We start from the raw sequence: 11,597 nt of genomic DNA on the forward strand, positions 1-11,597 counted from the left end.
CCGACCACGGCGAGGCCGAGCCGGGGGCTGTCGCCGAGGTTGTGCGCGTCGTCGTCGGCGCGGGCGTCCAGGATCATCTGCTCGACGCGGGCGCGCCCCTCCTCGCTGAGGCTGACCCCGGCGTCCTCGATCTCGATGGCGAGGCCGGTCTGCACCTCGAACGCGGTGACATGGACCTTGGTCGAGGGCGGCGAGTAGCGGGTGGCGTTGTCGAACAGTTCGGCCGCCGCGTGGATGATCGGCTCGACCGAGGTGCCCTTGATGTTGATGTTGACGATCGAGGCGAGGTTGATCCGGTGGAACTCGAGGATGCGGGACATCGCGCCCCGCAGCACGCTGTAGAGCGAGACGGGCACCGGCCACTGGCGTCCCGGACGGCCTCCGCCCAGCACCGAGATGGAGTCGGCGAGGCGGCCGATCAGCGCGGTGCCGTGGTCGACGCGCAGCAGGTCGTCGAAGACCTCGGCGTTGCGGCCGTGGTCCTCCTCCATCTCCCGCAGCTCCTTGGCCTGTTGATGGACGATGGCCTGCACGCGCCGGGCGGTGGTGACGAACGCCCGCTGGGTGGCGTCCCGCATGTTGATCTCGTGCTCGGCACCGCGCAGCGCCACTCGTAGCAACTCGCGCTGGGACGAGGGGAGATGACGCAGCTCGGGGTCCTCGTCGACGACGTGGCGCAGCACGTCCCGCAGCCGCTCGCCCCCGCGCAGCCGGGCGAGCGCGAGGGGCAGCACCTCGGAGCCGAGACGGACGATCTCCGCGTCATGGGCGGCGATGCGGTGCTCCAGATACGCGGTGTGCCGGGCGTTCTCGGCCTCGGCGGCCCGGAGTTGACGCCCGCGCCGCACCACTTCGCTCGCGGTGGCGAGCAGCAGCAGCGTGGCCACCAGTCCCGAGCAGGCGACGGCGGTCCGGGCGGGGCCCGGCACCAGGAACACGGCGGCCGCGGTCACCGCGGCCATCACCAGGGCGGGCGGCAACAACACCTGCGCGTAGGGACGTTCGCGGACACCGGGAGGTTTCTGAACACTCACCATGGATGCCTTCTGGGAAGAACGGTAAATAGGGGAACAGGCGCCCGAATTCATCTCAACCGGGTCCGCCGCGGGCGAGCCTAATCCGACCGGGACACCCCCGTGTCATATTCGGCAAGCACCTGAAATCCCCCGAACAACAGGAGTACCGTCACCCCTATTTGCACAGCGAGCACCCATTCGAACACGTGGAGTAGTGCCATCCGTGCATAGGAAAAGGGCCGGCCGAAGCCGACCCTTCTCTCAGGGGGCGCGGGGAACTGCGCGACAAGCCACCACCCACCCGCACCCGCCAAAGAACCTCACCCCACGGACGAGTAGGCGACGACCCCCCGCAGCAGTTGATCAACAGCCTTGCGCGCGTTCCTGGCTACCGTCGAGCCCTCCGCCGGAGCGGCCGCGGCAACCTGACCGAGAACGTCGATCACCTGCTTCGTCCACCGCACGAAGTCCCCCGCGGGCATCTCCGCCTCCCGCAGCACCTCGTCGAGCCCCCTCCCCGAGGCCCACTGGTGGGCGATCCACGCGAACCCGAGATCCGGCTCCCGCTGCCCGACACCCTCTGTCTGGCTGATCCGGAAGTCCTCCTCCAGCGCGTCCAGCCGGCCCCAGATCCGCACCATCTCCCCGAGCGCGGCCTGGGCCGGCCCCGAGGGCAGCTTGGGTGTCATCGCGTCGTCGCTGACCCGTGACTCGTACACCAGTGCCGAGACGCAGGCGGCGAGGTCGGCGGGGCCGAGCCCCTCCCACACGCCCTCGCGCAGGCATTCGCTGGCCAGCAGGTCCAACTCGCCGTAGAGCCGGGCGAGCCGCTTGCCGTTGGCGGTGACCTCGTCGCCCCGGAGGTAGTCCAGTTCGGTCAGCAGGGCCACGATCCGGTCGAAGGTCCGCGCGATGGTGTTGGTGCGGCCCTCGATGCGCCGCTCCAACTGCGAAGTGTCGCGCTGGAGCCGGTGGTAGCGCTCGGCCCAGCGGGCGTGGTCCTCCCGCTCGTCACAGCCGTGGCAGGGGTGTGCGCGGATCGCGGTGCGCAGCCGGGCGATCTCCCGGTCGTCGGCGGCCTGCGAACGCTTCTTGCGGGCGCGCTCCGGCGGGATGTGCCCCGCCTTGGTGCGCAGCGCGGAGGCGAGGTCCCGACGGGACTGCGGGGAGCGGGCGTTGAACGTCTTCGGGATGCGCATCCGGTCCAGCGCCTCCACCGGGACGGGGAAGTCCATCGACGCCAGCCGCTTGACCTGCCGTTCGGCGGTGAGCACCAGCGGGCGGGGCCCGTCGTGGTGGTCGAAGCCCCGGTGGCCGCCGGTCCGCCCGGCGGGCAGGCCGGGGTCGAGCACGAGCGCGAGGCCCGCGTACTTGCCGGTGGGCACGTGGATGATGTCGCCCGCCTTGAGCTTCTCCAGGGCGACGGCGGCCTCGGCACGCCGCTGGTTGGCGCCCTGCCGGGCCAGCTCGGTCTCCCGGTCCTTGAGTTCGCGGCGCAGCCGCGCGTACTCGTCGAAGTCGCCGAGGTGGCAGGTCATGGAGTCCTTGTAGCCCTCCAGCCCCTCCTCGTTGCGCTGCACCTGCCGGGAGATGCCGACGACCGACTTGTCCGCCTGGAACTGCGCGAACGACGTCTCCAGCAGCTCCCGCGAGCGGTGCCGCCCGAACTGCTCGACCAGGTTGACCGCCATGTTGTACGACGGCTTGAAGCTGGAGCGCAGCGGGTAGGTGCGGGTGCCCGCGAGCCCGGCGAGGTGCTCGGGGCTCATCCCCCGCTGCCACAGCACCACGGCGTGGCCCTCCACGTCGATGCCCCGGCGGCCTGCCCGGCCGGTGAGCTGGGTGTACTCGCCGGGGGTGATGTCGGCGTGCTGTTCGCCGTTCCACTTGACGAGCTTCTCCAGCACCACCGAGCGGGCGGGCATGTTGATGCCGAGGGCCAGGGTCTCGGTGGCGAACACGGCCTTGACCAGCCCGCGGACGAACAGCTCCTCCACGACCTCCTTGAAGGTCGGCAGCATGCCCGCGTGGTGGGCGGCGATGCCCCGCTCCAGGCCCTCCAGCCACTCGTAGTAGCCGAGGACGTGCAGGTCCTCGGGCGGGATGTTCGCGGTGCGCTCCTCGACCAGTGCGCGGACCTCTTCCCGCTCCTCCTCGTCGTTGAGCCGCAGGCCCGCGTACAGGCACTGCTGGACGGCGGCCTCGCAGGCGGCGCGGCTGAAGATGAAGGTGATGGCGGGCAGCAGGCCCTCGGCGTCCAGTCGCTCGATGACCTCGGGCCGGCTCGGCGTCCAGGCGCGCTGGCGCTGCCTGCGCTCCCGCTCCCGGTCGGCCTCGCGCATGGCGCGGCCGCGCCTGCGGTCCTGGTAGGAGGGCCGGGTGGCCTCCATCCGGGCGAGCCGGGCGAGGTCGGGGTTGACGGCCTTCTTGCTTCCCTCGCCCTCCTCGAACAGGTCGTACATCCGCCGCCCGGCGAGCACGTGCTGGAACAGCGGTACGGGGCGGTGCTCGGAGACGATCACCTCGGTGTCGCCGCGCACGGTGTCCAGCCAGTCGCCGAACTCCTCGGCGTTGGACACGGTGGCCGACAGCGACACCAGGGTCACCGACTCGGGCAGGTGGATGATCACCTCTTCCCAGACGGCGCCCCGGAAGCGGTCGGAGAGGTAGTGCACCTCGTCCATGACCACGTAGCCGAGGCCCAGGAGGGTCTGGGAGCCCGCGTACAGCATGTTCCGCAGCACCTCGGTCGTCATGACGACGATCGGGGCGTCGGAGTTCACGCTGTTGTCGCCGGTGAGGAGGCCGACCTTGTCGGCTCCGTAGCGGCGGCACAGGTCGGCGTACTTCTGGTTCGACAGCGCCTTGATGGGTGTCGTGTAGAAGCACTTCTTGCCCTGCTCCAGGGCGAGGTGGACGGCGAACTCGCCCACGATCGTCTTGCCCGAGCCGGTGGGGGCGGCCACCAGGACGCCCTTTCCGCTCTCGAGCGCAGAGCAGGCTTCCACCTGGAAGTCGTCGAGGCCGAAGTCGTACATCTCGCGGAAGCCCGCGAGCGCGGTGGCCTGCTCGGCGGCCCGTACTCGGGACGCCGCGTACCGCTCGGCCGGTGAGAGGTCCTCTGTCATCGTGCTTTCGAGCGTACCGGCCCGCACCGACAACAGGACGATCATTATCGCTTCCCACGCCCACCGGAACGGAACGCCCGCCTCCGGCCCGCCCGCGCAGGCGGACGCCCGCATGGACGAGGGGCCGGACGGAAGATCCGTCCGGCCCCTCGCTCACGGGTACGCGCTCAGGTGACGTCGTCGTAGCCCTCGTACCGGCCCGGCGGCAGGGCCTCGGCCTGGCGGGCCTGCTCGGGGACGGCGGCGGTCAGCCGCTCGGGGCCGGCGACCGGCTCCGGCCGGTGGTCCAGCGGCGAGGCCTCGTCGTCGTCCAGCTCGGCCGCCTCCTCCGCACGCTCGCGGCGGCGGTCGTTGAGCAGCGCGATACCGACGGCGATGAAGTACAGCACCACGATGGGACCGGCCAGCGCGATCATGCCGAAGGGGTCCGTGGTGGGGGTGGCGACGGCGCCGAAGACGAAGACGCCCATGACCACACCGCGCCACCAGCCGGCCATGCGGCGCCCGGTCACCACGCCGGCGAAGTTCAGCATGACCAGCAGCAGCGGCAGCTCGAAGGCGCCGCCGAAGATGAGGATCATCCGGACGATGAAGTCCAGGACCTTGTCCATCGGGAGGATGTTCGCCGAGCCGTCGGGGGTGATGCCCAGCAGCACCCGCATGCTGATCGGCAGGATCGTGTAGGCGAGCCAGGCGCCCGCCATGAACAGCGGCACCGCCGCGGCCACGAACCCGTAGGTGTACTTGCGCTCGTTGCGGTGCAGGCCCGGGGCGACGAACGCCCACAGCTGGTACAGCCAGACGGGGCTGGAGAGGACCACGCCCGCCATGAAGCAGACCTTCACCGTGGTGGTGAAGGGCGACAGCAGGTCGGTGTAGGCGATGACCGCGCAGGAGCCTCCGGTGGACTCACCCAGGCCCCCGGTGCAGCGCGGGACCGGCTGCGAGAGGAAGGACATCAGGTCCTGGCTGTAGAAGGCGGCCACCACGGAGACGACCGTGATCGCCAACATGCCCTTCGCGAGCCGGTTGCGCAGCTCGCGCAGGTGCTCCACGAGGGGCATCCGCCCCTCGGGGTCCTTCTCTTTCTTGCGGGCAGACTTGAGCAACCCACGTCCTCATCTCGTGCGGCAGGCCGGTGGTGCGGCCGCGGGTCAGCGCTGGGTGGTGTCCGTGGGCTCGTTGACCGGGCGGGCGCTGTTCACGTCGCCGGGGGCGGCCTGGATGGTGCGCTGCGCGGGGGGCTGCTCGCCGGAGGCCGGAGGCGTGGAGGTGTTGCTCTCCTCCTTCATCGCCTTGGCCTCGCTCTTGAGGATGCGCGCGGACTTGCCCAGGGAGCGGGCCATGTCCGGAAGCTTCTTCGCGCCGAAGAGCAGGAAGACGACGACGAGGATGAGAATGATCTCGGTAGGACCGAGCCTTCCGATCATGAGTTACTACCTTCTCACCGAGGCGGGGGTGGGGGTGCTGTCCGACCGCTCGGACAAGCGTCCGGATGGTCGTGCCGGCAGCGATCGTAACGCTCAGGGGTAAACGAGAGGCAATCCCCCTGCGTACTCCCGGTCCGCGGCACGCGCCTCGTTCTTCGCACCGCGACCAGCAGCGTACCCGTACGTCTGTCCCGCATGACAGGGCGAAGTGACGCAAACCGCTTGTGGCGTTTCCGGCGCCCCCTTCGCCCCGCAGGTCAGAGCGTGTCGGCGGCGCGGGCGGTGCTCACCGCGGCCCGCTCCAGGTCCTCGGCGGCGCGGCTGATGCGGCGTCCGGAGTCGGCGACCTGGAGGCCGAGTTGCCGCGCGGCCACGAAGACACGGACGGCGAGCACCCCCAGTACGGCGAGACCCAGAAATCCCATGGCTACCGCGAACATCGGCCAGAACATGGGGACGAGCCTAGACCGTCCCGGAGCCGCTTCAGACGGTGGAGTGCAGCCGCAGGGTCCGCACCCCGGCCCCGCTGAGCAGTTGCACGATCCGGTCCCCGGCGGGTTTGCGCACGGCCGTGCCGCACTCGGGGCAGGTGAAGGAGTAGAACGTGGTCCGGCTGGAGCCGCCGATGGCCAGCCGCAGCGCGTTGGCGGCCAGTTCGAACCGGCCCCGGCAGTCGGGGCAGGCCGCCTTGAACACCACGGGGACGACGCGCCGCATCCCGGCGAAGGCGGCGGCCGCCGTCACCTCGCGCGTCCCGGGCACCGAGGTCTCGTTCACGGCGTGTGCTCCCGCCCCTCGTACGCGGCCAGCGCCTCGCGGGCGGCCCGGCGGGCGCGGTCGGCCAGGTCGGGCGGCGACACGATCCGGCCGTCGGGGCCGAGCCGCAGGGCGAGCCGGCGCAGCGAGGCCGGGTCGGGGGTGCGCAGGGTGATGCGCAGGCCGCCGTCGGGCAGCTCCTCGGCCGTGTCGTGCGGGTAGTACTCGGCGACCCAGCGGCCGCCGGGGCCGACCTCGACCACGACCTCGGGGTCCTCGGCGGCGGGCTGCACCAGACCCTCGGACAGGTCGCGCGGTTCTATCTCGGGCGGCGCGGCCGGCTCGTCGAGGATCCGGATCTCCGCGACCCGGTCCAGCCGGAAGGTACGGCGGGCCTCCGAGCGGCGGCACCACGCCTCGACGTAGGTGTGGCCCATGGTGACCAGGCGGATCGGGTCGATCTCCCGCTCGGTCAGCTCGTCGCGGGCCGGGGAGTAGTAGCGCACCCACAGCCGGCGCCGCTCGGAGATGGCCCGGTCCACGTCGGCGAAGACCCCGCCCTCGGACTCGAAGGTCACCGACAGCCGGGAGCTCGCCCCGGCCGCCTCGCCGGCGGCGGTCTCCACCTTGGCGGTGGCCCGTACGAGTGCCTGCCGGTCGCTCTCGCGCAGGCCGGGCAGGGTGGCCACCGCCCGGGCGGCCACCAGCAGCGCGGTCGCCTCGTCGGCGGCGAGCCGGAGCGGCTCGGCCGCGTCCTCGCCGAGCGCGGCCGGGTTGTGCCACCAGATCCGCTCGCCGTCGGTGTCGATGTCCAGCAGGTCCCCGCCCCGGAAACTGGTGCCGCACATGGGCAGCACGTCCAGGTCGGAGACGAGTTCGTCCTCGGTGATGCCGAAGGCGCGGGCCACGTCCGCGATCCGGGCGCCGGGGCGCTCGCGCAGATACGTGACCAGCGACAGCATGCGCCGCGTCTGGTCGATGGCGTTCACGGGCCTCGCCGGTCTGCCTGCCATGGTGTTTCGCTCCGCTCTCAGCCCTTGGCCACGGCACGCAGCCGGTCCACCACGTCCGCCCGCAGCTCGGCCGGTTCCAGCACCACCACGTCCGGCCCGAACTCCACCAGCCAGGCATCCAGCCCGTGCCCGTACGGGATCTCCAGCTCGTCCCAGCCGTCGCCCAGTTCACGCACCTTGGTGGCCCTGGCCCGCAACGGGTACCCGGCGCCCTGGCGCAGCCGGATCAGCGCGGAGCGGTCGGCGGTCTCCCCCGCCCAGCCCCGTACGGTCTCCCGCACGGTCACCACGTCCGGCACCGGCGCGGTGAAGCCCGTACCGCGGGCACGCACCTTGCCGGTGATCCGGGACAGCCGGAAGACCCGCTCCGCGCCACGCTCGCGGTCGAAGCCGGCCAGGTACCAGTGACCGCGCCAGCACTCCAGCGCCCACGGCTCGACATGCCGGGTCTCGGGGTGGGCGGCGGACGCCTTGCGGTAGTCGAAGACCACCGGGCGGCGGTCCCGGCAGGCCAGCATCAGCGGCTCGAACGCGGCCTCGTGCACCGGGATGCGGGGCTCCAGCGCGCCGTGCGAGCCGTAGGGGTCGACGTCCTCGGGAAGCCCGGCCGCGCGCAGCTTCTGCAGGGCGCCGCTGGCCGCGCCGGCCAGCCGGGCCTGCTGCCAGACCTTGGCGGCCAGGCCCAGGGCGGCGGCCTCCTCGGCGTCCAGGGTGATCGCGGGCAGCCGGTTGCTGTCCCGGCGGGCGAGATAGCCGACCTCGCCCTCCAGGTTCTCCACGGTCTCGATGACCAGGCCCAGCTCGCGCAGGTCGTCCTTGTCCCGCTCGAACATGCGGTTGAAGGAGTCGTCCGACCCCGCTTCCAGGTACGCCTCGATGGACCCGCGCAGCTCGCGCTTGCTGAGCGGCCGCCGTGCGCCGAGCAGGCACAGCGCGAGGTTCATCAACCGCTCGGCCTTGGCAATGGCCATCGACGCCTACGCCTTCCCTCATGTGCTTCCGACCGCCGACCGTACCGCTCCCAGGTGGCGCGGCAAAAGCCGAAGCAAGGAACGAGGGCCGTTACGGACGAGGGCGGTCAAAGAAGAAGGGCCCGCGCACCAGGCGCGGGCCCCACTCCATGCACAAACGATCAGGCGTGACCGGTCGGGTCAGCGCTTGCCGACGCCCACCAGGTCGCAGACGAAGATCAGCGTCTCGCCCGGCGCGATCCGGCCGCCGGCACCCCGGTCGCCGTACGCGAGGTGCGCGGGGATCACGAGCTGGCGGCGGCCGCCGACCTTCATGCCCTGCACACCCTTGTCCCAGCCCTGGATGACCTGGCCGACACCGAGCTGGAAGTCCAGCGGCGTACCGCGGTTCCAGGACGCGTCGAACTCCTCACCCGTGGAGAACGCGACGCCCACGTAGTGCACCTTGACGACGTCGCCCGCCTCGGCGACCTCGCCGTCGCCCTCCCAGATGTCCTTGATCTCAAGGTCCTTCGGCGGCTCGCCGCCCGGAAAGTCGACCTCGGGCTTGTCGATGCTCACGTCAAAAGCTCCTGCGTGTGTACGAAACGAAACATGGACAGTCTGTCATCCCCGCAGCTCCGGCGCCCGGCACGCTACATCGCCGCGAGGATGTCCACCGTGAAGACCAGCGTGGCGCCCTTCTTGATACCGCTGCCGCTCGGCGGGTTGTCCCCGTAGCCCAGGTCCGGCGGCACCACGATCAGCACCCGGCTGCCGACCTTCTTCCCCGTGATCCCCTGCGCCAGACCCTTGACGACCTGCTCCATCTGCTCCACCGAGAACTGGCTCAGACGCCCCGAACCGTACGTCTTCTGAAACGTCCGGCCGCCCTGCCACTCCAGCCCCTGGAACTGGCACAGCACCGCCTGCTTCCTGGTGACCTCGTCCCCGTCGCCCTCGATGACGTAGTTCGACACCAGCTTCTTCGGCGGGTCCGACTTCGGCAGCGTCACCTTCGGCTGGTTGCCGTCGGTGTTCGTGGCCACCTTGGGCAGGGCCGGGTCCGTCTGCGGGACCACCTTGCCCTTCGCCGAGCTCTTGGTGTTGTAGGAGTCCAGCAGGTCGATCACGAACACCAGCGTGTCCGTGCCCTTGATCCCCGCCTGCTCGTTGCCCGACGGCCCGTACCCCCAGGTCGGCGGCACCGCGATCTCCACCCGGCTGCCGATCTTCTTCCCGGTCAGCGCGTACCGCCAGCCGTCGATGATGCTGCCCTGCGCCAACTGCAGCACCAGCGGACTGCGGTCGTAGGAATTGTCGAAGACCTTCCCCGAGCTCCAGATCTGGCCCAGGTAGTTCGCCTTGATGAAGTCGTTCTCCGCCACCGGGCGGCCGTTGCCCGCGATCACCGTACGGACCGCCAGATCCTTGGAGGGCTCCCCCGGCCCCTTGGCGACCGTCGGCTTCTCCCCGAACTTCGTCCCCGCCGTGATCGCCGGCAGCGGCCCGTCCACGATCCTTGGCGGCGGAGGCGACGAGGGCGACGGCGACGGCGAGGCACTCGCCCTGCTCGACTTCGCATCACCGTCGCCGCACCCGGCGAGCGTGACCAGTCCAGCGGGAACGGCGGCCAGGAGGAGTGAGCGTCGGCGCACGGGAGATGCCTCGTAATCGGTCGATCTTGCGGATTGGTGCGCGCAACTCTACGGCGTGACAAGGGCGCCGTACGGGAAACGTACGGCGCCCGTGTGGCGCTCGAAGGCAATACGGCGCCAAAAGACGCGGCCGGAGGGACCGCTCCTACATTCCGGCGATCAGTTTCTCCACCCGGTCGTCCACCGAACGGAACGGGTCCTTGCACAACACCGTGCGCTGCGCCTGGTCGTTGAGCTTCAGATGCACCCAGTCGACCGTGAAGTCCCGGCGCTGTTCCTGCGCCCGCCGGATGAAGTCACCGCGAAGCCGCGCCCGAGTCGTCTGAGGCGGCACCGACTTGCCCTCGAAGATCTTCAGGTCATTGCAGATCCGCGCCGCCTGACCCTTCTTCTCCAGCAGGTAGTACAGCCCACGACGCCGGTGGATGTCGTGATACGCGAGGTCTATCTGCGCGACCCGCGGATGCGACATCGTCATGTTGTGCTTCTCGCGGTACCGCTCGATGAGCTTGTACTTCATCACCCAGTCGATCTCGGTACCGATCCGGTCCAGTTCCTCCGTCTCGATCGCGTCCAGCGTCCGGCCCCACAGCTCCAGCACCTGCGCGACCGTGCCCGTACGGATGCCCCGGCGGTCGCAGAAGTCCACCGCCTTGTCGAAGTACTCGCGCTGCACCTCCAGCGCCGACGCCTCCCGGCCACTGGCCAGACGCACCTTGCGCCGGCCGGTGATGTCATGGCTGACCTCGCGGATCGCCCGGATCGGGTTCTCCAGCGTCAGATCCCGCATCACCGTGCCCGCCTCGATCATGCGCAGCACCAGATCGGTGGCGCCGACCTTCAGCAGCATCGTCGTCTCGGACATGTTCGAGTCGCCCACGATGACATGCAGCCGCCGGTAACGCTCGGCGTCCGCGTGCGGCTCGTCACGGGTGTTGATGATCGGCCTCGAACGCGTCGTCGCCGACGACACGCCCTCCCAGATGTGCTCCGCCCGCTGGCTCACGCAGTACACCGCACCACGCGGTGTCTGGAGCACCTTGCCCGCCCCGCACAACAACTGCCGGGTCACCAGGAACGGGATGAGGATGTCCGCGAGCCGGGAGAACTCCCCGTGCCGCGCCACCAGATAGTTCTCGTGGCAACCATAGGAGTTGCCCGCCGAGTCGGTGTTGTTCTTGAAGAGGTAGACGTCGCCCGCGATTCCCTCCTCGTGCAGGCGTCGTTCCGCGTCCACCAGGAGTCCCTCGAGAATGCGCTCGCCGGCCTTGTCGTGGGTGACCAGCTCGGTCACATTGTCACACTCGGGTGTCGCGTATTCCGGATGTGAGCCCACGTCGAGATACAGCCGGGCGCCGTTCCGCAGAAAGACATTGCTGCTGCGGCCCCATGACACGACACGGCGGAAGAGGTACCGCGCCACCTCGTCAGGAGACAGACGCCGCTGTCCCCTGAACGTGCACGTGACGCCGTACTCGTTCTCCAGCCCGAAAATGCGGCGGTCCATGACTGAACATTACGCCCGATCCCCTGAACTGAAACGGGGTTCGGCAGCACGATCTGGATCATTTTCCGATGAAGCCGCAACCACACCGCCCCCGACAGGAGCCGTCAGCACCCGTCCCGTGGCCAGCAGCACCAGCAAC

10 protein-coding genes and 2 pseudogenes are annotated in these 11,597 nt (G+C 70.2%); all 12 read right to left on the reverse strand.

Annotation, left to right across the window (positions count from 1 at the left end; genetic code table 11):
• A pseudogene (locus CCN33_RS10585) lies at positions 1-1,037 on the reverse strand (ATP-binding protein); the annotation flags it as partial.
• A 299-nt stretch (positions 1,038-1,336) separates the two neighbouring features.
• Complete coding sequence (locus tag CCN33_RS10590; RefSeq protein ID WP_086693398.1) at positions 1,337-4,189, reverse strand: DEAD/DEAH box helicase; 2,853 nt, start codon at positions 4,187-4,189, stop codon at positions 1,337-1,339.
• Positions 4,190-4,311: 122 nt separating this feature from the next.
• Positions 4,312-5,208, reverse strand: coding sequence for a twin-arginine translocase subunit TatC (tatC, locus tag CCN33_RS10595; RefSeq protein ID WP_086693399.1), 897 nt, complete (start codon positions 5,206-5,208; stop codon positions 4,312-4,314).
• A gap of 90 nt (positions 5,209-5,298) precedes the next feature.
• Positions 5,299-5,574, reverse strand: coding sequence for a Sec-independent protein translocase subunit TatA (tatA, locus tag CCN33_RS10600; RefSeq protein WP_086693400.1), 276 nt, complete (start codon positions 5,572-5,574; stop codon positions 5,299-5,301).
• A 257-nt stretch (positions 5,575-5,831) separates the two neighbouring features.
• Positions 5,832-6,026 (reverse strand): hypothetical protein, encoded by a 195-nt coding sequence (locus CCN33_RS10605; protein ID WP_086693401.1) that lies wholly within the window; start codon positions 6,024-6,026, stop codon positions 5,832-5,834.
• A gap of 31 nt (positions 6,027-6,057) precedes the next feature.
• Complete coding sequence (locus CCN33_RS10610) at positions 6,058-6,291, reverse strand: hypothetical protein (protein ID WP_244317667.1); 234 nt, start codon at positions 6,289-6,291, stop codon at positions 6,058-6,060.
• 56 nt (positions 6,292-6,347) lie between these two features.
• Positions 6,348-7,343 carry a helix-turn-helix transcriptional regulator gene (locus tag CCN33_RS10615; protein WP_086693402.1) on the reverse strand — a complete coding sequence of 332 codons (996 nt, stop codon included), beginning with the start codon at positions 7,341-7,343 and terminating at the stop codon, positions 6,348-6,350.
• A 17-nt stretch (positions 7,344-7,360) separates the two neighbouring features.
• Positions 7,361-8,314, reverse strand: coding sequence for a helix-turn-helix transcriptional regulator (locus CCN33_RS10620; protein WP_086693403.1), 954 nt, complete (start codon positions 8,312-8,314; stop codon positions 7,361-7,363).
• 180 nt (positions 8,315-8,494) lie between these two features.
• Positions 8,495-8,875 carry an FKBP-type peptidyl-prolyl cis-trans isomerase gene (locus tag CCN33_RS10625; protein ID WP_031180035.1) on the reverse strand — a complete coding sequence of 127 codons (381 nt, stop codon included), beginning with the start codon at positions 8,873-8,875 and terminating at the stop codon, positions 8,495-8,497.
• A gap of 74 nt (positions 8,876-8,949) precedes the next feature.
• Positions 8,950-9,951: an FKBP-type peptidyl-prolyl cis-trans isomerase gene (locus CCN33_RS10630; protein ID WP_086693404.1), complete on the reverse strand. Its 1,002-nt coding sequence runs from the start codon at positions 9,949-9,951 to the stop codon at positions 8,950-8,952.
• Positions 9,952-10,096: 145 nt separating this feature from the next.
• Complete coding sequence (gene pafA / locus CCN33_RS10635; protein ID WP_026249154.1) at positions 10,097-11,458, reverse strand: Pup--protein ligase; 1,362 nt, start codon at positions 11,456-11,458, stop codon at positions 10,097-10,099.
• 9 nt (positions 11,459-11,467) lie between these two features.
• Positions 11,468-11,597 (reverse strand): annotated as a pseudogene (locus CCN33_RS31040) (MFS transporter); the annotation flags it as partial.

It is taken from the genome of Streptomyces recifensis (assembly GCF_002154615.1).
GTDB classification, from domain to species: domain Bacteria; phylum Actinomycetota; class Actinomycetes; order Streptomycetales; family Streptomycetaceae; genus Streptomyces; species Streptomyces griseoluteus.